Source organism: Klebsiella sp. HMSC25G12, assembly GCF_001807705.1.
Classification (GTDB): Bacteria; Pseudomonadota; Gammaproteobacteria; order Enterobacterales; family Enterobacteriaceae; genus Klebsiella; species Klebsiella variicola.
In genome coordinates, this window is the sequence record NZ_KV789834.1 from 1 (window position 1) to 24,899 (window position 24,899).

Consider the following 24,899-nt stretch of genomic DNA (forward strand, 5'->3'; position numbering starts at 1 on the left):
TAAAGACTTATCTCTTAAGATCCTGTCTATGAATGAACTATAACCACCCTTACACCTTTCTGGCGCAAAAGGCGGTGATATCTATTCCTATTACGCCGCAGGTTACCGGAGTGGTTAACAGCGTCACCGACAAAGCGAATCAGCGCGTCAAAAAGGGTGAGGTGCTTTTTACTATTGACCCGGCGCGCTATCAGGCGCGGGTCGACCGTCTGCAGGCCGACCTGGTGACGGCGCTGCACAGTATTAACACCCTCAAGGCGCAGCTCTCTGAAGCCCAGGCCAACACCACCCGCGTGTCGGCGGAACGCGATCGCTTATACAAGGACTATCAGCGCTACCTGAAAGGGAGCCAGGCGCGGGTGAACCCGTTCTCGGAAAGCGACATCGATAACGCCCGGCAGAATTATCTGGCCCAGGACGCGCTGGTCAAGGCGTCGGTGGCGGAGCAGGCGCAGATCCAGAGCCAGCTGGACAGCATGATCAACGGCGAACAGTCGCAAGTGGCCAGCCTGCGCGCCCAGCTGGCGGAGGCGAAATATAATCTCGATCAGACCACCGTGCGGGCGCCCAGCGATGGGTATATCACCCAGGTGTTGATCCGCCCGGGGACCTATGCCGCCTCGCTGCCGCTGCGTCCGGTGATGGTGTTTATCCCCGAGCAAAAACGGCTGATCGTCGCCCAGTTTCGGCAAAATTCCCTGTTAAGGCTGGAGAAAGGCGACGACGCGGAAGCGGTGTTTAACGCCCTGCCCGGGCAGGTGTTCCACGGCAAACTGGTGAGTATTTTACCGGTGGTGCCGGGAGGAAGTTATCAGGCGCAAGGGGCGTTACAGTCGCTGACCGTGACGCCGGGCAGCGATGGCGTGCTGGCGACCATCGAGCTCGACCCCAATGCCGAAATTGATGCGCTGCCTGATGGTATCTACGCGCAGGTGGCGGTCTACTCCGACCATTTCGCCCACGTCTCGGTGATGCGTAAAGTGCTGCTGCGGATGACCAGCTGGATGCACTACCTCTATCTCGATCATTAATGCGATCGGCGGCAGGTTGAGCGGGACGCTCACCTGCCTTTTGTCCTGCCCTGAGCCATACTCATATCTTTGTTGGCGATAATTTGTTGGCGATAAGGAGCAGGCTATGAAACTGATCGGCAGCTACACCAGTCCCTTTGTGCGCAAAATCTCCGTGATCCTGCTGGAAAAGCGCATCCCTTTTGAGTTTGTCAACGAATCCCCCTACAGCGAAAGCAACGGTGTGGCGCGCTATAACCCGCTGGGCAAGGTACCGGCGCTGGTGACGGACGACGGTGAGTGCTGGTTTGACTCCCCGGTCATCGCCCAGTATCTGGAGCTGCTGGGCGTGGCGCCGCCGATGATCCCCGCCGACCCCAGAGCCGCTCTCAGGATGCGTCAGCTAGAGGCGCTTGCGGATGGGGTGATGGAGGCCGCCCAGGCGCTGGTGCGTGAAAAGGCTCGCCCGGGCGCGCAACAGTCAGAGCAAGAGCTGCTCCGCCAGCGGGAGAAAGTGGCTCGCGGCCTCGACCGGCTGGAAGCCTGCGCGGCAGACGGAACGCTGCGCGGCGACGAGGTTAATCTGGCGACCATTTCCACGGCCTGCGCCATTGCTTATCTGAACTTTCGCCGGGTCGCGCCCGGCTGGTGCGCCACCCGGCCGCAACTGGTGAAGCTGGTGGATGCGTTGTTCCAGCGCGCCAGCTTTGCGCGTACCGAACCGCCGCGGACTTGACCCAGGCAGGTAACAGTTTGCGCAAGGAGGCGTTACAATCGCCGCTGATTGTTGACTCCCTCTCCCGTCGGGAGGGGGGAAAATAACTTACCGCCAGGCCCATTCATGACTACCGATATTCGTGCGCTTTATACCCGGCTTCCGGCCATTGACCGCTTACTACGCGACCCCGCTTTTTCTCCCCTGCTGGCGCAGCACGGCCATTCGCAGGTGGTGGCGCAGCTGCGCCAGATGCTGGATGAGGCGCGGGAACAGATTAGCCAACGGCAGACGCTCCCTGACTGGAGCCATGACTGGCTGCACGCCTGTGAGCAGCGGCTCACCGCCGGCCAGCGGAGCGCCCTGCGTCCGGTGTTTAATCTCACCGGTACGGTATTGCATACCAATCTGGGGCGCGCCATCCAGGCGGAGTCGGCCGTGGAGGCGGTTGCCAGCGCGATGCGCGCGCCGGTGACGCTCGAATATGATCTCGACGACGCCGGGCGCGGCCATCGCGATCGCGCCATTGCCGATCTGCTGTGCCAGATCACCGGCGCGGAAGATGCCTGTATCGTGAACAACAACGCGGCGGCCGTTCTGCTGATGCTGGCGGCCACCGCCAGCGGCCGCGAAGTGGTGGTTTCCCGCGGCGAACTGGTGGAGATCGGCGGCGCATTTCGCATTCCTGATGTGATGCGTCAGGCGGGTTGTCAGCTGCACGAAGTGGGTACCACCAACCGCACCCATGCCAAAGACTATCGCCAGGCGGTGAATGACAATACCGCGCTGCTGATGAAGGTTCACACCAGCAACTACAGCATTGAAGGCTTTACCAAAGCCGTCGACGAATCGGAGCTGGCGGCCATTGGCCGCGAACTGGACGTCCCGGTGGTGGCCGACCTGGGCAGCGGGTCGCTGGTGGATCTCAGCCAGTATGGCCTGCCGAAGGAGCCGATGCCGCAGGAGATGATCGCCGCCGGGGTGAGCCTGGTCAGTTTCTCTGGCGACAAGCTGCTCGGCGGCCCGCAGGCCGGAATTATCGTCGGCAAACGCGTGCTGATTGCCCGGCTGCAAAGCCATCCACTGAAGCGGGCCCTGCGCGCGGATAAAATGACCCTCGCGGCGCTGGAAGCCACGCTGCGCCTCTATCAGCACCCGGAGGTGCTGACGGAGAGATTACCGACGCTGCGCTTGCTCACCCGTCCGGCGGAAGAGATCCGCCGGCTGGCTGAACGCCTGCTGCCTGACCTGGCGGCACACTATGCTGACTTTGCCGTCAGCGTGGCAGCCTGCCAGTCGCAGATTGGCAGCGGTTCGTTACCCGTTGACCGCCTGCCCAGCGCGGCGTTGATCTTTACCCCGCATGACGGTCGCGGCAGCCGGCTGGAGGCGCTGGCTGCCCGCTGGCGCGCGCTGCCGTTTCCGGTGATTGGCCGCATTGATGATGGTCGGCTCTGGCTGGACCTGCGCTGTCTGGAAGATGAAACCCGGTTTATGGAGATGTTGTTACGATGATTATTGCCACCGCTGGGCATGTTGACCACGGCAAAACGACGCTGCTGCAGGCGATAACCGGCGTAAATGCCGATCGTCTGCCGGAAGAGAAAGCGCGGGGAATGACGATCGATCTCGGCTATGCCTACTGGCCGCAGCCGGACGGGCGGGTGCTGGGATTTATTGACGTTCCCGGGCACGAAAAGTTTTTGTCCAACATGCTGGCGGGGGTGGGGGGTATTGACCATGCGCTGCTGGTGGTGGCCTGCGATGACGGGGTGATGGCGCAAACCCGCGAACACCTGGCGATCCTGCAGTTGACCGGAAAGCCGACGCTGACCGTGGCGCTCACCAAAACGGACCGCGTGGCGGCCGCCAGGGTGGAGGAGGTCCGGGCGGAGGTCGAGCAGACTCTGCGCGAGCTGGGCTTTGACGCCGTCGCTTTCTTTCCCACCGCGGCGGCGGAAAACATCGGTATTGCCGAACTGCGCAGCCATCTGCTGCAGCTTGCAGAGCGCCCCCGCCCGCAGCAGCAGCGGTTTCGCCTGGCGCTGGACCGCGCTTTTACCGTCAAAGGGGCAGGGCTGGTGGTCACCGGGACGGCGCTCTCCGGTGAAGTACGGGTCGGGGATACTCTGTGGCTCACCGGCGTGAACACGCCGATGCGCGTGCGGGGTCTGCATGCCCAGAATCAAGCGGTTGAGCAGGCGCACGCCGGGCAGCGCATTGCGCTGAATATTGTCGGCGATGCACAGAAAGAGGCAGTGCACCGCGGCGACTGGCTGTTGTCCTCACCGCCGCCGGAGCCTGCGGAACGGGTGATTGTCGAGCTGCAGTGCCATACGCCGCTCAGCCAGTGGCAACCGCTGCATATTCACCATGCTGCCAGCCACATTACCGGCCGGGTGTCGCTCCTCGAGGACAACCTGGCGGAGCTGGTGCTGGATACCCCGCTGTGGCTGGCGGATAACGACCGGCTGGTGCTCCGCGATATCTCTGCGCGTATGACGCTGGCCGGCGCACGGGTGGTGACGCTGGATCCCCCGCGTCGTGGCAAACGTAAACCGGAGTATCTGCAGTGGCTGCACGCCCTGGCGGCAGTTGGCGCTGACGATGCGCCGGCGCTGGAGTTGCATCTGCAGCGGGATGCCGTCCGGCTTGAGCGCTTCGCCTGGGCGCGGCAGCTCAGCGAAGCCGGAATGGCCGCCCTGATCCAGCGACCGGACTATCTGCAGGCCGGACAGCGCCTGCTCAGTGCCCCGCTTGCCGCCCGCTGGCAGCGAAAATTGTTGGATGCCCTGGCGCGCTACCATGAGCAGCATCGCGACGAGCCGGGCCCTGGCCGGGAGCGCCTGCGCCGCATCGCGCTGCCGATGGAAGATGAAGCGCTGGTGCTGCTGCTGATTGAGCAGATGCGTGAGAGTGGCTTAGTCCACAGCCATCACGGCTGGCTGCATTTGCCGGAGCATAAAGCCGGGTTTACCGACGAGCAGCAGGCGGTCTGGCAGAAGGTGGAAACCCTGTTCGGCGACGATCCGTGGTGGGTGCGCGATCTCGCGCGCGAAGTCCATGTTGAAGAGTCCCTGATGCGCGCGGTGCTGCGCCAGGCGGCGCAGCAGGGGATGATTACTGCGATCGTCAAGGATCGTTACTACCGCAACGATCGCATTGTGCAGTTCGCCCAACGGGTGCGCGAGCTGGATCAGCTGCGCGGATCAACCTGCGCCGCGGATTTCCGCGACACCTTAAACGTCGGGCGTAAGCTGGCGATTCAGATCCTGGAGTATTTCGATCGGATTGGCTTCACCCGCCGTCGCGGTAACGATCATATCCTGCGCGATAAGGCGTTGTTTCTGTAATCATTCACGCCAGCTCCCCGGCGGACTTCGTGCAGGGGAGCTGGCGAAAAGAACTTGTTAAAACCGCTGCGTGAGACCGCCGAAGCAATTTCGCGTGAGCTGGGTTTCACGGTGCGTGAAGCGTCAGGCAAATGACCACATCCTGCAGGCCATCTGACAAAAAACAGCGCTGATTCCATTCAGGATCAAAGCGCGGGCAGGGACTATTCTGGCACCCTGCGGTTTTATCCCCAGGGAGCAGAGGATGAACCAGTTTCTTATTGCCAATGCCCAGCGGTGTATTGGCTGTCGTACCTGTGAAGTGGCTTGTGCGGTGGCGCACCAGCAGGCGCAGGATGTCGCCGCCCTGTCGACGAACCATTTCGCGCCGCGTATCCGGGTGGTGAAAAGCGGTGACATATCGACGGCGACGGCGTGCCGGCAATGCGAGGATGCGCCCTGCGCCAGCGTTTGCCCGCAAGGGGCGATTCAGCGCGACAATGACGTCTGGTGGGTCGACCAGCGGCGCTGCATCGGCTGCAAAAGTTGCATGGTGGCCTGCCCGTACGGCGCGATGACCGTTACGGTAGTGAAGGAGCAGGCGCAGGCGCTGAAATGCGATTTATGCCATCACCGCGCTGAAGGACCAGCCTGCGTGGCCGCCTGCCCGACGCAGGCGCTGCGGGTGATGGTTCCCGCGGAGCTGGAGGCGCTATGTGCGCAAAAACGCCAGCGGCTGGCGCTGGCGTGAGTGGGGGCGCTGACGGGCGTTAACCGCCCGTGGCGTCAGAGGCTATGCTTCCTGTTCGCGCCAGGCGAATTCAATCTCTTCGGCGAGAATTTTCACCCCGGCCTCAATTTTTTGCGGGTCTGGCACATAGTTCATGCGCATACACTGGTGAGTGTGCGGCCACGGCTTATCCAGACCCGGGAAGAAGTAATCCCCCGGCACCATCAGCACGCCGCGCTTTTTCAGCCGCTGATACAGCAGCTCGGTGGAGACCGGCAGGGCCTTAAACCATAGCCAGAGGAAAATGGCTCCCTCCGGTTTGTGGATCAGGCAGCGCTCCTCCGGTAAATAACGGCGAATAATGGCGATGGTTTCCTGCACCCGCTGGTAATAGAAGGGCTTGATCACCGTCTCTGACAGGCGCAGCAGATCCTGTCGTTTAATCATTTCGCACATCATTGCCGGCCCGATGCCGCCAGGGGCGAGGCTGATAATGCCGTTCATGTTGCTGATGGCGGTGATGATTTTCTCGTTGGCGATGATAATCCCGCAGCGGCTGCCCGGCAGGCCCAGTTTGGACAGGCTCATACACAGCACGATGTTTGGATTCCACAGCGGTCGGGCGTCGCTAAAGATAATGCCCGGGAACGGCACGCCGTAGGCATTATCAATCACCAGCGGGACCCCGTGCTGATTCGCCAGCGCATCCAGTTTGATCAGCTCTTCATCAGTGATGACGTTGCCGGTCGGGTTGGTGGGGCGCGAGACGCAGATCATCCCGGTCTCTTCCGTCACCTGCAGATGTTCAAAATCAACGTGGTATTTGAACTGGCCTTCCGGCAGCAGTTCGATGTTCGGCCGGGTGGCAACGAACAGATCCTCTTCCAGACCGGCATCGGCGTAACCAATATATTCCGGCGTCAGTGGGAACAGTACCTTACGCGTGGTGCCATCTGCCCGACGGCCTGCAAACAGATTAAATAAGTAGAAAAATGCGCTCTGACTGCCGTTTGTTAGCGCAATATTCTGTGGTTCGATCTCCCAGCCCAGCTCGTCGCGCAGCATGTTCGCCAGCAGGCTCAGCAGCTCGCTTTTGCCCTGCGGCCCATCATAATTACAAAGCGCATCAAGGGCTTTGCCATTATCCAGCATGTCGGACAGCAGCTGCTGGAAGTAGTCATTCATTTCCGGGATCTGAGCGGGGTTGCCGCCGCCCAGCATAATAGCGCCCGGCGTGCGCAGACCGTCATTAAGGTCTTCCATCAAGCGGGTGATGCCTGAATGACGGGTGAATTTGTCGCCGAAAAGGGAAAATGTCATCGCGAATAGTCTATCGGTGGTTCTGGAAAGTGGCTAACCATAACGCCAGCGCTAGCGTGGTGCAAATCGGCGGGAGGAGACGGCTTTTTATCTTTATCCTGTAAATTACTATTTTGTTAGCGTTTTGTTCTGAATGGCTCCCCGCCAGGGCGGAGAGCCACCTGTGGATTACTGCTGTTGTCCGGCCCAGATGACCATCACTTTGTCTTCACCGCTCTCACGCACGAACCCGTAACCACGCGGCATCGACAGCGTTGTCTGTTTGCCCATGCCGATTGCCGGATGGCGAGCGCGGAACTGACCGATCTTCTGCCAGTGAGTGACGCTGCGGGCCGCCTTGCCGTTAACATCCTGCCAGTTCATCTGCGAACGGGTGCCCTGTAGCGGGTCCGAGCCGGTGGGGCCGAACGGACGTGATGATTCGTCACCATAGAAAATCTGCACGGCGCCAGGGGCCAGCAGCAACAGCTCCGCCGCAGTGGTGCCGCCTTCGCGGAACAGGCGCGTATCGTGCGAGGAGAGGTAACTCAGGACGTTAAAGCTCTGCAGCTTGTCCGCCATTTGCTGCCAGGTGAGGTCAATATTGGCCATACAGGTCGCCGCTTTCGCCGCCTGGTCCTGGTAGTCGAAATTGATCATCGCATCAAAACCGTGGCGATAGTAATCGCTCTGCATCACCCCGTGTCCCCAGGCTTCGCCGGTCATCCAGAACGGCGCCGCATCCAGCGCTTTATCCGGATTGGCTTTTTTCCACTCCGCCAGCGCGGCGGTGGCCTGGGTTTTTAACTGCTGCCAGGCGTCCATCTCCACGTGTTTAGCGGTATCGACACGGAAGCCGTCGATGCCGTAGTCGCGCACCCACTGGCTCAGCCAGTGCGTCAGGTAGTCGCGCGGCGTATAGCCCGGGATCGCCTTCGCCGCGGTGTCCGGTTTATGGCTATAGAAGTTCGGCAGGCCTGAGGCTTCCTTCGATTCGGTTTTCAGGTCCGGCAGGAAGGCCAGCGACATGGTGAGATCGTCATATCCTGGGTTGTCATAATCGCCGATATCGGTGCGGATCCACTTCTTGCCCCACCATTTCTCCCAGCCGGCTTTGTCGCTGAAGTTGATATAGTCGTTAAAGCTGTGCCAGGTCTGGCCCGCGCCCGGTTTCCAGTCCGTCCAGCGCTCGCCAAGGGTTTTTTTCAGCTCATCGCCTTGCAGATACAGGGCACCGAACTGGAACTCCTGCATGTCGGCCAGGGTAGCGTAACCGGTATGGTTCATCACCACGTCAAACAGGATGCGTATGCCGCGCTTATGCGCTTCATCCACCAGTCGGCGGAGATCCGCTTCGGTCCCCATGTTGGCGTCCAGTTTCGACCAGTCCTGGGTGTAATAGCCGTGGTAGGCGTAGTGCGGGAAATCGCCCTTCGTGCCGCCGCCGACCCAACCGTGGATCTGCTCGAGCGGGGAGCTGATCCACAGGGCGTTAACCCCCATCTGCTGCAGATAATCCAGCTTGCTGGTTAATCCCTGCAGGTCACCGCCGTGGAAGGTGCCGATCTCCTGCATGCCGTCTTTATGACGGCCATAGCTGTTGTCGTTGGCCGGGTTGCCGTTTACGAAGCGATCGGTCAGGACGAAGTAGACAGTGGCATTGTGCCAGTCAAACGGCGCCGGGGCGGCGGTCTCGGCACGCTCGAGCAGCAGCAGGCCATTGCTGCCGAAGGCGGGCTGCAGGGTGATTTTGCCGCCGCTGACGGTCGCGACATTGCCGCTGTAGAAATCGCGGACCTTGCTGCCCTCGGCGAAGGTTTTGCTGACGTCGATGGTCAGCGGTTTTCCATCCCACTTCGGACACTGGCGGATCTGCGGCGCCGCGGCGCTGGCCTCTTTTTCCTCCAGCGAAATCATCATTGTCGGTGTGCCGGAGCGGGTATCCACCTCCAGGGTATACAACCCCTGGCGGAAGATACGCCATTGCGGCGGGGTGCCACGGCAGGGCTCCATGGACAGCATCTGGTTGAGCTTAATGCCGCCGGAAGGCTGCCAGCACTGCTGGTCAAAATTTAGCTGCAGAGGACGTGTACCCTTCTCAACCACTTTCTGGCTGATGAATCGGCCCGTCCCCTCTTCGGTAAAGGCAGGGAAGTCGGTGGTAGTCCAGGCGGCAAAGGCCATCCCAGGCACGAATAACGTGGCAAGCGCAGCGAGTTTCATTGCGGGATCCTGTGAGCGGTTTTTATCTAGTGTGCCTTGTTGCCGCACGGGTGAACTCCTCCTGGCCGGCGTTTTACCAGGAGGATGAAAAGGGGTGAGTGACACCGCTCAAAAAATAGGCTAAAAATGAGACGAAGCTAGCATTTTCGCACTGGCGATGCGGCGCAGAAACCGATTTCAGATGACACCAATTCGGAATTGGACTATTTCTGTTGATGCTCTCATTGCGTATTTTTGATACTATTAGCGATTCAGCTATCGTTTTTTTGTGAAAAACAAGGTGTTGGAATGCATATATCCGACCAGGAGACCTGATGATATCGAATCCCATACGACGATATGGGGCCGCCATACTTATGTTACTAACCTGTGTATTTTCAGGTAGTGTGTTGGCAACAACGCACACAGCAACAAAGAGTCATAAAGCCCCAACGGTTAAGAAGATCAGTAGTACTAAGGTAAGCAGTAAACAAGAGTATTCTCGCAATAGTGTAAAGAGCAGTTCACTTCCTGACTTGCGAAAATACCCTTCCGGAACACCAAGGAAAAAAGCGTTTCTCCGGACGGTCATGCCTTATATTACCAAGCAGAATCAGGCGATTACTGCGGATCGTAACTGGCTTGTTTCCAAGCAGTACGATGCTCGCTGGTCGCCGACTGAGAAGGCGCGCCTGAAAGATATCGCTGCCCGTTATAAGGTGAAGTGGTCAGGCAATACGCGTCATGTGCCCTGGAACGCGCTGCTTGAGCGTGTCGACATTATTCCGAACAGCATGGTAGCAACCATGGCGGCGGCGGAAAGTGGCTGGGGTACCTCCAAGCTGGCGCGTGAGAACAACAACCTGTTTGGCATGAAGTGCGGCGCCGGTCGCTGCCGCGGGGCGATGAAAGGCTACTCGCAGTTCGAATCAGTGGAGCAGTCGGTGCAGGCTTATGTCACCAACCTGAACACCCACCCGGCTTATTCTTCATTCCGCAAATCGCGCCTGCAGCTGCGCAAGGCGGATCAGGAAGTGACGGCCAGTACCATGATTCATAAGCTGAAGGGTTATTCGACCAAAGGGTCGAGCTACAACAACTATCTCTTCGCGATGTATCAGGACAATCAGCGGCTCATCGCCGCCCATCTGTAATCCGGATGCCCGGCCTTGTCGCCGGGCATTTTTTTGCCCTACAGCATCACCTCGCTGTGCCGGTCACGGTACTCCTTCGGCGTCACGTCGTACTCCTTCTTAAACACCGAATAAAAATATTGCAGCGATGGGTAGCCGCACATCTGTGAAATCTCATTGATCGACAGGCTGGTGGACACCAGCAGGCTGCGCGCCTTTTCCAGTTTCTCGCTGTGGATCACCGTGTGGATGGTCTCCCCGACTTCCTCTTTGAAGCGTTTCTCCAGATTGGAGCGAGAGATGCCCACGGCGTCGAGCACCTGTTCCACCTTGATGCCTTTGCAGGCATTGTTGCGAATGTAATGCATCGCCTGAATCACGGAGGGATCGTTCAATGACCGGTAGTCGGTGGAGCGTCGCTCAACGACACGCATCGGCGGGATCAGCTGGCGCTGCAGCGGGAGCACCTCGTTATTCAGCAGCCGGTGGAGTAATTTTGCCGCCTGATAACCCATCTGGCGGGTGCCCTGGGCGACGGAGGAGAGGGCGACGCGAGAGAGATAGCGGGTCAGCTCCTCGTTATCGATACCAATAACGCAGAGTTTCTCTGGCACCGGGATATGCAGCAGCTCGCAGGCCTGCAGGACGTGGCGGGCGCGGGCGTCGGTGACGGCGATGATGCCAGTTTGCGGCGGCAGGGTTTGCAGCCAGTCGGCGAGCCGGTTTTGCGCGTGCTGCCAGTTTTCCGGCGCCGTCTCCAGCCCCTGGTAGACCACGCCGCGATACTTCTCCTTCGCGACCAGCTGGCAGAAGGCATACTCGCGCTCTACCGCCCAGCGTTTACCGCTGGAGGTGGGGAGTCCGTAAAACGCGAAGCGGTGCACCCCTTTTTCCTTCAAATGGAGAAAGGCGCTTTCCACCAGCGCAGCGTTGTCCGTGGCAATATAGTGGACCGGCGGGTACTGCTCTGGCTGATGATAAGAGCCGCCGACGCCGACGATGGGCACGTGGACATCGGCTAGCAGCTTTTCAATTTCGGGATCGTCATAGTCGGCGATAACGCCATCGCCCAACCACTCTTTGATGTTTTCGATTCGTGCCCGAAAATCCTCTTCAATAAAGATATCCCACTCCAGCTGGGAGGCTTGCAGATACTCGCCGACGCCCTCAACCACCTGGCGGTCATAAGCTTTGTTGGCATTGAATAACAGCGTAATACGGTGACGCTTTTCAAACATAGATAATGTTCCTGCTCTAACCCCGGTCATACCCCTTCATTCATGATGTTGCCGATGGCCTGGCTTCCTCACTCACCCGGGCCACGTACGCCGGTACGCAGCCCGGGGGCGCCGTCTGCAACCCGAATGCTGTTGGGTATACACTACCGGCTAATGCCCGAGATATTTCAAGCGCCTTGTGGCGAAGTTTGGCGGTAGCGCAAAGAATTCAGACATTCTCCAGAGAGTCTCTCCTCACGCGCGCCGCTTGGTGGCGGAGTCCATCCACACCGCCAGCAGCAAAATGGCGCCTTTAACGATATATTGCCAGAAGGTGGCGACGTCCATCATGCTCATGCCGTTATCCAGGGCTGACATAATAAACGCCCCCATTACCGCTCCGGCGACGCTGCCGATGCCGCCCGCCAGGCTGGTGCCGCCGATGACGCAGGCGGCGATGGCGTCCAGTTCGGCGATATTGCCCGCCGAGGGCGACCCGGCGCCGAGGCGCGAGCTGAGGATCAGCCCGGCAATGGCGACCATCAGGCCGTTAATGGCAAACACCGCCAGCTTGGTACGCTCGACGTTGATCCCTGAGAGGCGGGCCGCCTCCAGGTTGCCGCCGATGGCATAGATGCGACGACCAAAAGCGGTGCGGGTGGCCATAAACAGGCCTGCCAGCAGCAGGGCAGCGAGGATCAGCACCGGGGTCGGCACGCCACGATAGTCATTGAGCAGCCAGATTGCGCCCAGCACAATCACCGCGGTAATGGCCTGGCGGCCAACGGCGGCGGTGGAGGATGAGGTCGCCAGACCTAACGCCTGACGGCGCATCCGCCCGCGCCACTGCCAGACGATAAAGGCCGCCATGCCGACAACGCCGATGCCAAACCCAATACCGTCTGGCAGATAGCTTTGGCCGATCTGCGCCATCGCCGGGCTGGTGGGCGAGACGGTGGTCCCGTTGGTGATGCCGATCAGAATGCCGCGAAACGCCAGCATCCCGGCAAGGGTGACGATAAACGAGGGAACCTTGCGATAGGCCACCCACCATCCGTTCCACGCCCCGAGCAGCAGGCCCATCACCAGGGTCACCAGGATGGTGAGCGGCAGCGGCCAGCCGAGCCAGACGTCAAAGATTGCCGCGGCGCCGCCCAGCAGCCCCATCATCGAGCCGACGGACAGGTCGATTTCTGCCGAAATAATCACAAACACCATGCCAACGGCGAGGATGCCGGTGATGGCCGTCTGGCGCAGCAGGTTGGAGATATTGCGTGCGCTCAGGTAGGCACCATCGGTAACCCAGGTGAAAAACAGCATAATGACGACGATGGCGGCGATCATCACAAAGACCTGGAGATTCAGCCCCTTCAGCGCCGGCAAGGCGGCGGGGGCGGTTGGGGTGAGTTTGATTTCAGACGACGTGTTCTTCGACATGGCGTTCGCTCCTCAGCGCGGCTTCCATCACCTGTTCCTGGGTCAGATGTTGATTAACCAAATTGGCTTTTAGTCTGCCTTCGTGCATAACCAGCACCCGATCGCTGAGACCGAGCACCTCGGGCAGTTCTGATGAAATGACAATGACCGCGATGCCCTGCTGCACCAGCTGGTTAATCAGTTTATAAATTTCATACTTTGCCCCGATATCGATGCCACGGGTGGGTTCGTCGAGGATCAGAATGCGCGGATTGAGCAGCAGACAGCGCGCGAGTATCGCCTTTTGCTGGTTGCCGCCGCTCAGGCGGCCAATCGCCAGTTCCGGTGAGGAGGTTTTAATTTTCAAACGCTGAATGGACTGCTGAATGCAGTGCTGCTCGGCGGCGTCGTCCAGGCTGCTCATCGCGCCGGTGAACTGGTTGAGCGCCGCCAGGGTAATGTTTTTGCCCACCGCCATCACCGGCACGATGCCGTCTTTTTTGCGGTCTTCCGGCACCATGGCGATGCCGTGGGCAATGGCCTGCTGGCAGTTAGAAATGCTCACCGGCTGGCCATCAATAAAGATCTCCCCTTGCCAGCGCCCCGGCCAGACGCCGAACAGGCACTGTACCGCCTCGGTACGTCCGGCGCCGACCAACCCGGCGATGCCGAGGATTTCCCCGCGACGCAGGGAAAACGAGACGTCATTGACGCGTTTAATATGGCGGTTTACCGGGTGCCAGGCGGTTAAATGTTCGACCCGCAGGATCTCCTCGCCGTGGGCGTGCGGCTCGCTGGGATAGAGCGCGGTGAGCTCGCGGCCGACCATCATGGTGATGATATCGTCTTCGCTCATGCCGCTGGCGTCGCGGGTGCCGATGTGCTGGCCATCGCGGATCACGCAGATCGTGTCGGAGATCGCTTTGACCTCATTGAGCTTGTGAGAAATATAAATGCAGGCGATACCGTGGTTTTGCAGATCGCGAATGATCGTCAGCAGCGTCGCGGTCTCTTGTTCGGTTAAGGAAGCGGTCGGTTCGTCGAGGATCAGCAGACGAACCTGTTTATTCAGCGCCTTGGCGATCTCCACCAGCTGCTGCTGGCCAAGGCCGAGGTCGCCGACGCGGGTGTCGGGCGAAATGGGCAGATTGACCTGCGCCAACAGCTTCTGACAGCGCAGCGTCATGGTTTCATAATCCAGCAGACCGTGGCGGGAGATCTCGGCGCCGAGGAAAATATTCTCCAGCACGGTGAGATGTTTCACCAGCGCCAGCTCCTGGTGAATAATGGCGATGCCTTTGCGTTCGGTATCGCGAATATGGTTTGCCTGCAGCGTTTCGCCGGCAAAAATAATCTCGCCCTCATAGCTTCCGTGCGGATAGATACCGCACAACACCTTCATCAGCGTCGATTTCCCCGACCCATTTTCACCGCATAACGAGACCACCTCACCCGCGTTAAGACGCAGGCTGACGTTATCCACGGCTTTAACGGCGCCGAAGGTTTTGGTGATGTTCTTCATTTCGAGTAGCCAGGCCATAAAGACTCCGCAAAAGTGATATCCGGCGGGATGAAAATGACGCCCCGGAGCGGGGCGTCAGCCATTACAGTTCACTCTTTTTATGAAAACCGTCTTTAATCACCGTGGCGTCGATATTCTCTTTATTTACCTCAATGGGCGTTAACAGGCGCGAAGGGACGTCTTTTAAGCCGTTATTCAGCGTGGTATCGGCCTTCGGCTGCTTATCGTTACCCAGCTCAACGGCGATTTCAGCGGCGTTGGTGGCCAGGGTGGTAATCGGTTTATAGACGGTCATCGTCTGAGTACCGGAAATAATGCGCTTCACACCCGCCAGATCAGCATCCTGACCGGAGATCGCCACTTTACCGGCCAGCCCCTGGGCGGTTAAGGCCTGGATGGCGCCGCCGGCGGTGGCGTCATTGGAGGCGACCACGGCATCGATCTTGTTATTATTCGCCGTCAGCGCGTTTTCCATTATTTTCAGCGCGTTCTCCGGCAGCCAGCCGTCAACCCACTGATCGCCGACAATCTTAATTTTGCCTTCATCCACATACGGTTTGAGGACCTTCATCTGCCCGGCGCGGAACAGTTTGGCGTTATTATCCACCGGCGAGCCGCCCATCAGGAAATAATTACCCTGCGGCACTTTGTCGACCAGACTTTGCGCCTGCATTTCACCGACTTTTTCATTGTCGAAAGAAATATAGAAATCAATATCAGCATTATTAATCATACGGTCATAGGCCAGGACTTTAATACCTTCCTGTTTGGCTTCTTTAATCACGTTGCTGAGTACCTGACCGTTATAAGGAATAATGACTAACACATCGACGCCGCGGTTGATCATATTTTCAATTTGCGACATCTGCGTTTCTTCATTGCCGTTGGCGGACTGGACAAAAACTTTGGCGCCTAAGGATTCCGCTTTATTGACGAAAATATCACGGTCTTTCTGCCAGCGCTCCAGACGCAGATCGTCGATGGCCATGCCAATCTTCACTTCTTTCGCCATCCCCGCCATGCTGGCGAGCAGGAGGGAGCTGGCGCAAAGTGTAAGGCAAAGGTTCTTTATCTTCATAATAATGATACCTTTTTTGTAAGGGTAGATAAGACGAACGGAAAAATAATGTTTGATACATGAGGTTGCGGATACGTTACAGATTCTTAACGCGGAAAGCAGGGCTGGCAATTACCGGTTCTTATTTTGCCGTTATGAAATTTCGTTTAATGTGCAAATTATGACGGCGATCGTATTTTATTCATGCACACTCTTATTATTGCACTGGACTTGTCCGACAAGGCACGGAGAAGGCGGAAGTATATTATTTTTTGCGAGCTGGCGCACGTTTGTGGATTCTCTCAATGGCGGTGTGAAATAACGTAATTGAGGAGATGGAAAGTGAAATTCTATATTGGCTTAAACCCGTCATACTTCAAGTTGTAGGTGGGTTGGTGACATTCGTTGCTCCGACCTCTTGCTGGTACCAGCGCCTGGAGGTTCACGCTCTTGCCGCCTTCCTGCAACTCGAATTATTTAGGGTATCTGATTGGTTATTCGCCGCATCTCTGAATATGGAGTTCTCTATGCAGACCTATTTCGATCAACTCGATCGCGTTCGTTACGAAGGCCCGAAATCCACTAACCCGCTGGCTTTCCGTCACTACAACCCGGATGAACTGGTGCTGGGCAAACGGATGGAAGATCATCTGCGTTTTGCGGCCTGTTACTGGCATACCTTCTGCTGGAATGGCGCCGATATGTTTGGCGTGGGCTCCTTCGACCGTCCATGGCAGCAGCCTGGCGACGCCCTGGAAATGGCCAAACGTAAAGCCGATGTGGCGTTTGAATTCTTCCACAAACTCAATGTGCCTTACTACTGCTTCCACGATGTCGATGTCTCGCCGGAAGGCGCCTCGCTGCAGGAGTACAGCAATAACTTCGCCCGCATGGTCGAGGTGCTGGCAGAGAAACAGCAGCAGAGCGGCGTGAAGCTTCTGTGGGGGACCGCAAACTGCTTTACCAACCCGCGCTACGGCGCCGGCGCGGCCACCAACCCGGATCCGGAAGTGTTTAGCTGGGCGGCCACCCAGGTGGTCACCGCCATGAATGCCACTCATCAGCTGGGAGGCGAAAACTATGTGCTGTGGGGCGGTCGCGAGGGCTATGAAACCCTGCTGAATACCGACCTGCGCCAGGAGCGTGAACAGATTGGCCGCTTCATGCAACTGGTGGTGGAGCATAAGCATAAAATTGGCTTTAAAGGCACGCTGCTGATTGAGCCCAAACCGCAGGAACCGACCAAGCATCAGTATGACTATGATGCCTCTACCGTTTACGGCTTCCTCAAACAGTTTGGTCTGGAAAAAGAGATTAAACTGAATATTGAAGCTAACCATGCCACGCTCGCCGGCCATTCGTTCCATCATGAAATCGCGACGGCCATCGCGCTGGGGCTGTTCGGCTCCGTCGACGCCAACCGCGGCGATCCGCAGCTGGGCTGGGATACCGACCAGTTCCCGAACGCGTCGAAGAGAATGCGCTGGTGATGTATGAAATTCTTAAAGCGGGCGGCTTCACCACCGGCGGCCTCAACTTTGATGCGAAAGTGCGCCGGCAGAGTACCGACAAATACGACCTGTTCTATGGTCATATTGGCGCGATGGATACCATGGCGCTGTCGCTGAAAGTTGCGGCGCGGATGATTGAGGACGGTGAGCTGGATAAACGTGTGGCCAGACGCTACGCCGGCTGGAACGGTGAGCTGGGGCAGCAGATCCTTAACGGGCAGATGACCCTCAGCGACATTGCCCAGTATGCCACTCAGCATCAGCTGGCGCCGCAGCATCGCAGCGGCCAGCAGGAACAACTGGAAAACCTGGTCAACCATTATCTGTTTGATAAGTAATCATGCGGCGGCGCCCGGCGTGACCGGCGTCGCAACCAGGATGCTCTGTTCGCGCCACGCTTAGCCGTGGCGCGCGTTTAAGGAGAGGTAGTATGTATATCGGCATCGATCTGGGAACATCGGGCGTCAAAGCCATTCTGCTGAATGAGCAGGGTGAGGTAGTGGCATCGCATACCGAAAAACTCACCGTCTCGCGTCCGCATCCGCTGTGGTCGGAACAAGATCCCGAACAGTGGTGGCTGGCGACAGACACGGCGATGAAAGCCCTGGGCGCGCAGTATAGCCTGCGCGACGTGAAGGCGCTGGGCATCGCTGGTCAGATGCACGGCGCCACGTTGCTGGATAAATCGTTACAGGTGCTGCGTCCGGCCATTTTATGGAATGACGGCCGCTGCGCCGAAGAGTGCCAGCTGCTGGAGGAAAAAGTCAGCGCTTCCCGGCAGATCACCGGCAACCTGATGATGCCGGGCTTTACGGCGCCGAAGTTACTCTGGGTGCAGCGCCACGAGGCGGCGGTGTTCAACCAGGTCGATAAAGTGCTGCTGCCGAAGGACTATCTGCGCCTGCGCATGACCGGCGAGCTTGCCAGCGACATGTCTGACGCCGCCGGTACGATGTGGCTGGACGTCGCCCGGCGTGACTGGAGCGATGAGATGCTCGCCGCCTGCGATCTCAGTCGGGATGCGATGCCGGCGCTGTTTGAAGGCAGCGACGTCACCGGGCAACTGCGACCTGAGGTGGCGCAGGCGTGGAATATGCCGCAGGCGCTGGTGGTGGGCGGCGGCGGCGACAACGCCGCAGGCGCGGTCGGGGTCGGAATGGCCGACGCCGGCCAGGCAATGCTGTCGCTGGGCACCTCAGGCGTCTACTTCGCCGTCAGCGAAGGGTTCCTCAGCAAACCCGAAAGCGCGGTGCACAGCTTCTGCCATGCGCTGCCGGGCCGCTGGCATCTGATGTCGGTGATGCTCAGCGCGGCCTCCTGCCTGGACTGGGCGGCGAAATTAACCGGCCTGGCCAGCGTGCCGGCGCTGATCGCGGCGGCGCAGACGGCGGATGAAAGCGCCGGTCCGGTGTGGTTCCTGCCCTATCTGTCGGGCGAACGCACGCCGCACAACAACCCGCAGGCCAAGGGCGTCTTTTTTGGCCTGACGCATCAGCATGGGCCGGCAGAGCTGGCGCGGGCGGTGCTGGAGGGAGTGGGCTATGCGCTGGCGGATGGCATGGACGTGGTACACGCCTGCGGCATCAAGCCGCAGAGCATCACGCTTATCGGCGGCGGGGCGCGCAGCGCTTACTGGCGGCAAATGCTGGCGGATATTAGCGGCCAGCAGCTCGATTACCGTACCGGGGGCGATGTCGGCCCGGCGCTGGGGGCGGCCCGGCTGGCGCAGCTGGCGGTGCACGACGAGGCAGACCGCGCCGGGCTGCTGAAGCCGCTGCCGCTTGAACAAGCGCATCGCCCGGACGATCGCCGTGTGGCCCACTATGCGCCACAGCGGGAAACCTTCCGCCAGATTTATCAGCAGCTGAAACCGCTGATGTCTTAGCCTCAGTCCGTCCGGCAGCGCCGGGCGGATTCCCTCCCTGAATGTCCCAGCTACATCCATCCAAAAAAGCGTATTTGTTTATTCCGAAATCTCCGCTTTCCGGTGCGTAACCTGCGGCATCGCCGGGGGAGTCGGTCATAATCAGCCCCTGTCGACCAGGGAGGTGAGATGAACACAAAACGCAATATTGCCAGGGTGATGATGGCAGCAGGATCGCTGGTTTATCTGCTCGGTATCTGGCGAACCTGCCCGTTGTTTAGCGGTAAAGGTTATTTTCTCGGCGTACTGGTGATGGGGATGTTTGCCGTCCTCGCCCATCAGCGCGCCAGCCAGTGGCAGGAACAGGACGACGGCTTTATTGCCTTATGTCGGCTGGTGCTGCTGCTATCGGTCGGCCTGCTGCTGGTTGGCGCCTGGTATGTGCCGGCAGACTGGCATGAAAAAGCCGTCTATATCGCGGCATGGTTTGTCTGCTTATATGGCGCATCGGCAACCCCCGAACGGACCCGCGTCGCCCGGGCGATGCAAAAAACGGAATAAGCGCCGCTCCGAGGCGCGTAAAAGGTAAAAAGTGATGGAAAACAAGCACGCGACGTATTCTCCGGCGTTTCATTTGATCTCCTGGATTGCCCTGATCGGCGGCATCGTCACCTATCTGGTGGGGCTGTGGAATGCCGATATGCAGTTGAATGAGAAAGGCTATTATTTTGCTGTCCTGGTACTGGGGCTGTTTGCCGCGGCATCTTATCAAAAGACGGTGCGCGATAAGTATGAAGCCATTCCGACCACCTCGCTGTACTACACCACCTGCCTGGTGGTCTTCGTTATCGCTGTAGGTCTGCTGGTTATCGGACTGTGGAATGCCACTCTGCTGCTCAGCGAGAAAGGGTTCTATGGGCTGGCGTACTTTTTGAGCCTGTTTGGCGCTGTTGCGGTGCAGAAAAACGTGCGTGATGCCTGGGACCCGACGCGCTTACGGGAACCTCTCAGCGTGACGGAAGAGGGGCCTGAGTCGTAACTCGGGCCCCTCCGGGTGGCGGACAGTTAGCTGACCAGCCGGCGGCTATCAATCCGCTGCACCAGGCCTGACAGCAGCAGGCTGCCGAGCAGGGCGGCGCTAAATATCCACACAATGTCCAGCAGCGGCCAGCGGGACAGCTCCAGATGGCTGGCGCGCAGCGCATGCACTATCAGGGCATGGAAACCGTAGATCCCCAGTGAATGTCGCGCAATGCAGGCGATACCGGGCAGGGGACGCGCGTTAAGCCAGTTTTTGGCCAGCGTCAGCAGGGCGACCGCGCAAACGAACACCGCCGGCCCGCAGTAGAGATACCAGGTGTCGCCAAAGTCTCCGCGCCAGCGCAGCTCATGCAGCGTGCCGCGGGAGATAACCCACACGGCGGCGATGAACAGCGCGGCGCAGAACGGGGTCAGCCATTTTTTATTGGTGTCCAGGGTGCCAATGGCCCTGCCCAGCACGCCGTAGAGCACGTAATAAAAGGTATCGCCGTTGATATAGAGGTTGACTGGCAGCCACTCAATCCCGGCGGCTTTGACGCTGACCATATTGGGGTTGGCCAGAATACCGAGGATCGCCATCAGCGCCAGCAGCATTTTACCGCTGACGGACTTAACCTGAATCAGCGGCGAGAGCAGGTAGATGACGGCGATAGCAAAGAAAAACCACAGGTGGTAGAAGACGGGCTTCTGCAGCAAATTCTTTAACGATAGCTCGACGTTGATATGGGTAAACAGCGCGATATACAGCAGAGACAGCGCGCTATAGAACGCAATGCACAAACCAATTCGCCAGAAATGGCGCGGCTGGGCGCTGCGCTCGCCAAAAAACAGGTATCCCGAGATCATAAAAAACAGCGGCACGCTGACGCGGGAGGCGGAATTGAGCAGATTGGCGATGTCCCATTCCATAAGGGTGATGGCATGCGGATGAGTGATATACCAACTGGTACTGTGGATCATCACCACCATCATGCAGGCGATACCGCGCAGGTTGGTGATCCAGTGTATCTTTTCTTGCATCAGTCCCTCAAAGTCTGCTGGCGAAATAAGGTCTGACCCGCCTTATGTCCCGGTGTCGCAATAGATTAGTCTGAGTTTTCGGTCACAGACTTGTCGCGGTTTTATGATATTCGCAAAATACCTGTAATACTGAATCTTTACGATAACAACTTGCTAACAAGGCGGTGGAGGAGTACGTGGTGAAAGGTGTTGTTTCCGTTATGCTGGTGCTGCTCCTCGCGGGCTGCAGCGAGACCATTTCTCCCCCGGCGCAAAAAGCGCAGCGCGCACGCATTACCCCGCAAACGACGCTCAATATGGCCCAGCTTTGCAAGGATCAGGCCGCTATTCGCTACAACACGCAAACGCAGCTCGTTGACGTGAACCATTTTGAACAATTCCAGGCGAGCTATGAGCTTTCGGGGCGGACCGGCAAGAATGAGCGTTTCATCTGTTCCTTTGACCCGGACGGCCAGTTTATGCATCTTTCGATGCGCTGAATCGACCCCGGCTGGCGTAAATTTCGTCCGTTTTCCTGAAACAACGCCGTTTCGTACTGTATATCTCGCAGCCAGCGGGTATACTGACTCCTTCCTTTAAATCCACACGTATCCAGCACGAAATCATATGCAAAAGTTTGATACCAGGACCTTCCAGGGCCTGATCCTGACCTTACAGGATTACTGGGCTCGTCAGGGCTGCACCATTGTTCAACCACTGGACATGGAAGTCGGCGCCGGCACCTCTCACCCGATGACCTGCCTGCGCGCGTTAGGGCCGGAGCCAATGGCGACCGCCTACGTGCAGCCTTCCCGTCGTCCAACCGATGGCCGCTATGGCGAAAACCCGAACCGTTTACAGCACTACTATCAGTTCCAGGTGGTGATTAAGCCCTCTCCGGACAACATTCAGGAGCTGTACCTCGGATCGCTGAAAGAGCTGGGTATGGACCCGACCATTCACGATATTCGTTTTGTCGAAGACAACTGGGAAAACCCGACGCTGGGCGCCTGGGGTCTGGGTTGGGAAGTGTGGCTCAACGGCATGGAAGTGACGCAGTTCACCTACTTCCAGCAGGTGGGCGGCCTCGAGTGTAAGCCGGTGACCGGCGAGATCACCTACGGTCTGGAGCGTCTGGCGATGTACATCCAAGGCGTGGACAGCGTTTATGACCTGGTCTGGAGCGATGGCCCGCTGGGTAAAACCACTTACGGCGACGTGTTCCACCAGAATGAAGTGGAGCAGTCCACCTATAACTTCGAATACGCCGACGTCGACTTCCTGTTCTCCTGCTTTGAGCAGTATGAGAAAGAGGCCCAGCAGCTGCTGGCGCTGGAGACCCCGCTGCCGCTGCCGGCCTATGAACGTATTTTGAAAGCGGCTCACAGCTTTAACCTGCTGGATGCGCGTAAAGCCATCTCCGTCACCGAGCGTCAGCGCTATATTCTGCGCATTCGCACCCTGACTAAAGCAGTGGCGGAAGCGTACTACGCTTCCCGTGAAGCGCTCGGCTTCCCGATGTGCAACAAGAATAAATAAGAGGCGGCCATGTCTGAGAATACTTTTCTGGTGGAAATCGGCACTGAAGAGCTGCCACCAAAAGCGCTGCGCAGCCTGGCGGAATCTTTTGCTGCGAACGTGACCGCGGAGCTGGATAATGCCGGCCTCGCACACGGTAAAGTGGAATGGTTTGCCGCCCCGCGTCGTCTGGCGCTGAAGGTAGCCAACCTGGCGGCGGCGCAAGCCGATCGCGAAGTGGAAAAACGCGGCCCGGCTATTGCCCAGGCGTTCGATGCCGAAGGCAAGCCAAGCAAAGCGGCCGAAGGCTGGGCGCGCGGCTGCGGTATCACCGTCGATCAGGCCGAACGTCTGACCACCGACAAAGGCGAGTGGCTGCTGTATCGCGCCCATGTAAAGGGCGAAAGCACTGAAGCGCTGCTGCCGAACATGATTGCCAGCTCGCTGGCGAAGCTGCCGATCCCGAAACTGATGCGCTGGGGCGCGTCTGACGTCCACTTCGTGCGTCCGGTTCACACGGTGACTTTGCTGCTGGGTGACAAAGTGATCCCGGCCACTATCCTCGGTATTCCGTCCGATCGCGTGATTCGCGGGCATCGCTTTATGGGTGAGCCGGAGTTCACTATCGATCATGCCGACCAGTACCCGCAGATCCTGCTGGAGCGCGGTAAAGTCATCGCCGATTACGAACAGCGTAAAGCCAAAATCAAAGCCGATGCGGAAGAAGCGGCGCGTAAGATTGGCGGTCAAGCCGATCTGAGCGAAAGCCTGCTGGAAGAAGTCACCTCGCTGGTGGAATGGCCGGTGGTGCTGACGGCGAAGTTCGAAGAAAAATTCCTCGCGGTGCCGTCCGAAGCGCTGGTTTACACCATGAAGGGCGACCAGAAGTACTTCCCGGTCTACGACAATGCCGGCAAACTGCTGCCGAACTTTATCTTCGTAGCCAACATCGAGTCCAAAGATCCGCAGCAGATCATCTCCGGTAACGAGAAGGTGGTTCGTCCGCGTCTGGCCGATGCTGAATTCTTCTTCAACACCGACCGTAAAAAACGTCTGGAAGATAACCTGCCGCGTCTGGAAACCGTGCTGTTCCAACAGCAACTTGGGACCCTGCGCGACAAGACCGATCGCATCCAGGCGCTGGCGGGCTGGATTGCCGGGCAGATTGGCGCTGACGTGAACCATGCGACCCGCGCGGGCCTGCTGTCCAAGTGCGACCTGATGACCAACATGGTCTTCGAGTTCACCGACACCCAGGGCGTGATGGGGATGCACTACGCGCGCCATGACGGCGAAGCGGAAGACGTGGCCGTAGCGCTGAACGAGCAGTATCAACCACGCTTTGCCGGCGACGCGCTGCCGTCTAACCCGGTTGCCTGCGCGGTGGCGATTGCCGATAAGATGGACACCCTGGCGGGTATCTTTGGTATCGGGCAGCATCCGAAAGGCGATAAAGACCCGTTTGCGCTGCGCCGCGCCGCGCTGGGCGTGCTGCGTATCATCGTTGAGAAGAACCTGAATCTCGATCTGCAAACGCTGACCGAAGAAGCGGTGCGTCTGTACGGTGAGAAGCTGACCAACGCCAACGTGGTTGATGATGTGATCGACTTTATGCTGGGCCGCTTCCGCGCCTGGTATCAGGACGAAGGTTACGGCGTCGACACGATCCAGGCGGTACTGGCGCGTCGTCCAACCCGCCCGGCGGATTTTGATGCGCGCATGAAAGCCGTATCGCACTTCCGTACCCTGGAAGAGTCCTCCGCGCTGGCGGCGGCAAACAAACGTGTCTCCAACATCCTCGCGAAATCCGACGAGACGCTGAACGACATCGTTCACGCTTCAGTGCTGAAAGAAGCGGCGGAAATCAAGCTGGCGGGCAATCTGGTGGTGCTGCGCGACAAACTGCAGCCGTATTTCGCCGCAGGCCGTTATCAGGATGCGCTGATCGAGCTGGCTGCGCTGCGCGAGCCGGTGGATGAATTCTTCGAGAACGTGATGGTTAACGCTGAAGACAAAGATGTTCGCATCAACCGTCTGACGCTGCTGTCCAAACTGCGTGAACTGTTCCTGCAGGTCGCGGATATTTCTCTGCTGCAGTAAGCGTATCGGTAATAATAAAAGACCTGCCTCAGGGCAGGTTTTTTTATACGTGAAATATAAATAGATGAACCGTTAATAATTCTGTCATTGATATCTTCATTATTTACATTCATCGATAAGAAATGTTTTAGGAATATATAAACATAATTCCGTGAGGTATTTACGCTAGAATGGCGGCGGGTGCTTGAGACTGTGTGTCTCAGGTATTCAGCGGGAGACAGACAGAGAAAAGC

At 58.4% G+C, this 24,899-nt stretch carries 18 protein-coding genes and 3 pseudogenes; 14 read left to right on the top strand and 7 right to left on the bottom strand.

What is annotated here, in order from left to right; genetic code table 11:
* Positions 1–32 precede the first annotated feature (32 nt).
* The 6 genes and pseudogenes from HMPREF3096_RS05770 to HMPREF3096_RS05790 form a co-directional block, all read left to right on the top strand.
* A pseudogene (locus HMPREF3096_RS05770) lies at positions 33–1,031 on the top strand (HlyD family secretion protein); the annotation flags it as partial.
* Between the two features lie 106 nt (positions 1,032–1,137).
* Positions 1,138–1,746 (top strand): glutathione S-transferase, encoded by a 609-nt coding sequence (locus HMPREF3096_RS05775; RefSeq protein WP_004145238.1) that lies wholly within the window; start codon positions 1,138–1,140, stop codon positions 1,744–1,746.
* A 105-nt stretch (positions 1,747–1,851) separates the two neighbouring features.
* A complete protein-coding gene (gene selA / locus HMPREF3096_RS05780) occupies positions 1,852–3,240 on the top strand; it encodes an L-seryl-tRNA(Sec) selenium transferase (protein WP_032731467.1) in 1,389 nt (462 codons plus the stop codon).
* Positions 3,237–5,078 (top strand): selenocysteine-specific translation elongation factor, encoded by a 1,842-nt coding sequence (gene selB, locus HMPREF3096_RS05785; RefSeq protein ID WP_032731465.1) that lies wholly within the window; start codon positions 3,237–3,239, stop codon positions 5,076–5,078. The genes selA and selB overlap by 4 nt, the downstream gene beginning before the upstream one ends.
* A 42-nt stretch (positions 5,079–5,120) precedes the next feature.
* Positions 5,121–5,213, top strand: a pseudogene (locus HMPREF3096_RS28800) (IclR family transcriptional regulator); the annotation flags it as partial.
* 109 nt (positions 5,214–5,322) lie between these two features.
* Positions 5,323–5,808, top strand: coding sequence for a 4Fe-4S dicluster domain-containing protein (locus tag HMPREF3096_RS05790; RefSeq protein ID WP_016161946.1), 486 nt, complete (start codon positions 5,323–5,325; stop codon positions 5,806–5,808).
* A gap of 42 nt (positions 5,809–5,850) precedes the next feature.
* Here the strand turns inward: HMPREF3096_RS05790 and avtA are convergent, their stop codons facing one another.
* Positions 5,851–7,107 carry a valine--pyruvate transaminase gene (gene avtA, locus HMPREF3096_RS05795; protein WP_070544336.1) on the bottom strand — a complete coding sequence of 419 codons (1,257 nt, stop codon included), beginning with the start codon at positions 7,105–7,107 and terminating at the stop codon, positions 5,851–5,853.
* Positions 7,108–7,275: 168 nt separating this feature from the next.
* Positions 7,276–9,309 carry an alpha-amylase gene (locus HMPREF3096_RS05800; RefSeq protein ID WP_008806870.1) on the bottom strand — a complete coding sequence of 678 codons (2,034 nt, stop codon included), beginning with the start codon at positions 9,307–9,309 and terminating at the stop codon, positions 7,276–7,278.
* Positions 9,310–9,623: 314 nt separating this feature from the next.
* Here HMPREF3096_RS05800 and HMPREF3096_RS05805 point away from each other — a divergent pair, with 314 nt between their 5' ends.
* Complete coding sequence (locus HMPREF3096_RS05805) at positions 9,624–10,442, top strand: protein bax (RefSeq protein ID WP_008806871.1); 819 nt, start codon at positions 9,624–9,626, stop codon at positions 10,440–10,442.
* A 38-nt stretch (positions 10,443–10,480) separates the two neighbouring features.
* On the opposite strand, the gene xylR is transcribed toward HMPREF3096_RS05805, so the two are convergent.
* The 4 genes from xylR to xylF all read right to left on the bottom strand — a co-directional run bounded on the left by xylR (position 10,481) and on the right by xylF (position 15,654).
* Entirely contained in the window at positions 10,481–11,659 is a 1,179-nt protein-coding gene (xylR, locus tag HMPREF3096_RS05810; RefSeq protein WP_008806872.1) for a D-xylose utilization transcriptional activator XylR, read from the bottom strand.
* Between the two features lie 234 nt (positions 11,660–11,893).
* The gene (gene xylH, locus HMPREF3096_RS05815) at positions 11,894–13,075 is read right to left on the bottom strand and encodes a xylose ABC transporter permease XylH (RefSeq protein WP_008806873.1); all 1,182 of its coding nucleotides are present in this window, start codon (positions 13,073–13,075) and stop codon (positions 11,894–11,896) included.
* Entirely contained in the window at positions 13,053–14,594 is a 1,542-nt protein-coding gene (locus tag HMPREF3096_RS05820) for a xylose ABC transporter ATP-binding protein (RefSeq protein WP_012540329.1), read from the bottom strand. The genes xylH and HMPREF3096_RS05820 overlap by 23 nt, the downstream gene beginning before the upstream one ends.
* A gap of 64 nt (positions 14,595–14,658) precedes the next feature.
* A complete protein-coding gene (gene xylF / locus HMPREF3096_RS05825; RefSeq protein WP_004210164.1) occupies positions 14,659–15,654 on the bottom strand; it encodes a D-xylose ABC transporter substrate-binding protein in 996 nt (331 codons plus the stop codon).
* Between the two features lie 506 nt (positions 15,655–16,160).
* Here xylF and xylA point away from each other — a divergent pair.
* The 4 genes and pseudogenes from xylA to yiaA all read left to right on the top strand — a co-directional run bounded on the left by xylA (position 16,161) and on the right by yiaA (position 20,047).
* Positions 16,161–17,482: pseudogene (gene xylA, locus HMPREF3096_RS05830) on the top strand (xylose isomerase).
* A gap of 92 nt (positions 17,483–17,574) precedes the next feature.
* Positions 17,575–19,029, top strand: coding sequence for a xylulokinase (xylB, locus tag HMPREF3096_RS05835; RefSeq protein ID WP_032731459.1), 1,455 nt, complete (start codon positions 17,575–17,577; stop codon positions 19,027–19,029).
* A 168-nt stretch (positions 19,030–19,197) separates the two neighbouring features.
* Positions 19,198–19,569 carry an inner membrane protein YiaB gene (yiaB, locus tag HMPREF3096_RS05840; protein WP_008806878.1) on the top strand — a complete coding sequence of 124 codons (372 nt, stop codon included), beginning with the start codon at positions 19,198–19,200 and terminating at the stop codon, positions 19,567–19,569.
* Between the two features lie 31 nt (positions 19,570–19,600).
* Positions 19,601–20,047 (top strand): inner membrane protein YiaA, encoded by a 447-nt coding sequence (gene yiaA, locus HMPREF3096_RS05845; RefSeq protein WP_162493229.1) that lies wholly within the window; start codon positions 19,601–19,603, stop codon positions 20,045–20,047.
* 26 nt (positions 20,048–20,073) lie between these two features.
* On the opposite strand, the gene HMPREF3096_RS05850 is transcribed toward yiaA, so the two are convergent.
* Entirely contained in the window at positions 20,074–21,069 is a 996-nt protein-coding gene (locus HMPREF3096_RS05850; protein ID WP_032731454.1) for an acyltransferase, read from the bottom strand.
* 179 nt (positions 21,070–21,248) lie between these two features.
* Here HMPREF3096_RS05850 and HMPREF3096_RS05855 point away from each other — a divergent pair, with 179 nt between their 5' ends.
* From HMPREF3096_RS05855 to glyS, 3 genes are all read left to right on the top strand, one after another.
* On the top strand, positions 21,249–21,548 hold the full coding sequence (locus tag HMPREF3096_RS05855) for a YsaB family lipoprotein (protein WP_077598891.1): 300 nt from the start codon (positions 21,249–21,251) through the stop codon (positions 21,546–21,548).
* A gap of 127 nt (positions 21,549–21,675) precedes the next feature.
* Positions 21,676–22,587 (top strand): glycine--tRNA ligase subunit alpha, encoded by a 912-nt coding sequence (gene glyQ / locus HMPREF3096_RS05860; protein WP_004205014.1) that lies wholly within the window; start codon positions 21,676–21,678, stop codon positions 22,585–22,587.
* Between the two features lie 9 nt (positions 22,588–22,596).
* Positions 22,597–24,666, top strand: a complete 2,070-nt coding sequence (gene glyS, locus HMPREF3096_RS05865; RefSeq protein ID WP_012967074.1) for a glycine--tRNA ligase subunit beta — start codon at positions 22,597–22,599, stop codon at positions 24,664–24,666.
* The last annotated feature ends 233 nt before the right edge of the window (positions 24,667–24,899 follow it).

Excerpts from the sequence above, each read along its gene's own strand:
- HMPREF3096_RS05790 (WP_016161946.1), top strand. The coding sequence starts at position 5,323 with ATGAACCAGTTTCTTATTGCCAATGCCCAGCGGTGTATTGGCTGTCGT.
- xylR (WP_008806872.1), bottom strand. The coding sequence starts at position 11,659 with ATGTTTGAAAAGCGTCACCGTATTACGCTGTTATTCAATGCCAACAAA.
- HMPREF3096_RS05850 (WP_032731454.1), bottom strand. The coding sequence starts at position 21,069 with ATGCAAGAAAAGATACACTGGATCACCAACCTGCGCGGTATCGCCTGC.
- glyQ (WP_004205014.1), top strand. The coding sequence starts at position 21,676 with ATGCAAAAGTTTGATACCAGGACCTTCCAGGGCCTGATCCTGACCTTA.
- xylH (WP_008806873.1), bottom strand. The coding sequence starts at position 13,075 with ATGTCGAAGAACACGTCGTCTGAAATCAAACTCACCCCAACCGCCCCC.
- avtA (WP_070544336.1), bottom strand. The coding sequence starts at position 7,107 with ATGACATTTTCCCTTTTCGGCGACAAATTCACCCGTCATTCAGGCATC.
- selB (WP_032731465.1), top strand. The coding sequence starts at position 3,237 with ATGATTATTGCCACCGCTGGGCATGTTGACCACGGCAAAACGACGCTG.
- xylB (WP_032731459.1), top strand. The coding sequence starts at position 17,575 with ATGTATATCGGCATCGATCTGGGAACATCGGGCGTCAAAGCCATTCTG.
- HMPREF3096_RS05800 (WP_008806870.1), bottom strand. The coding sequence starts at position 9,309 with ATGAAACTCGCTGCGCTTGCCACGTTATTCGTGCCTGGGATGGCCTTT.
- glyS (WP_012967074.1), top strand. The coding sequence starts at position 22,597 with ATGTCTGAGAATACTTTTCTGGTGGAAATCGGCACTGAAGAGCTGCCA.
- HMPREF3096_RS05775 (WP_004145238.1), top strand. The coding sequence starts at position 1,138 with ATGAAACTGATCGGCAGCTACACCAGTCCCTTTGTGCGCAAAATCTCC.
- yiaB (WP_008806878.1), top strand. The coding sequence starts at position 19,198 with ATGAACACAAAACGCAATATTGCCAGGGTGATGATGGCAGCAGGATCG.
- xylF (WP_004210164.1), bottom strand. The coding sequence starts at position 15,654 with ATGAAGATAAAGAACCTTTGCCTTACACTTTGCGCCAGCTCCCTCCTG.
- HMPREF3096_RS05820 (WP_012540329.1), bottom strand. The coding sequence starts at position 14,594 with ATGGCCTGGCTACTCGAAATGAAGAACATCACCAAAACCTTCGGCGCC.
- HMPREF3096_RS05805 (WP_008806871.1), top strand. The coding sequence starts at position 9,624 with ATGATATCGAATCCCATACGACGATATGGGGCCGCCATACTTATGTTA.
- selA (WP_032731467.1), top strand. The coding sequence starts at position 1,852 with ATGACTACCGATATTCGTGCGCTTTATACCCGGCTTCCGGCCATTGAC.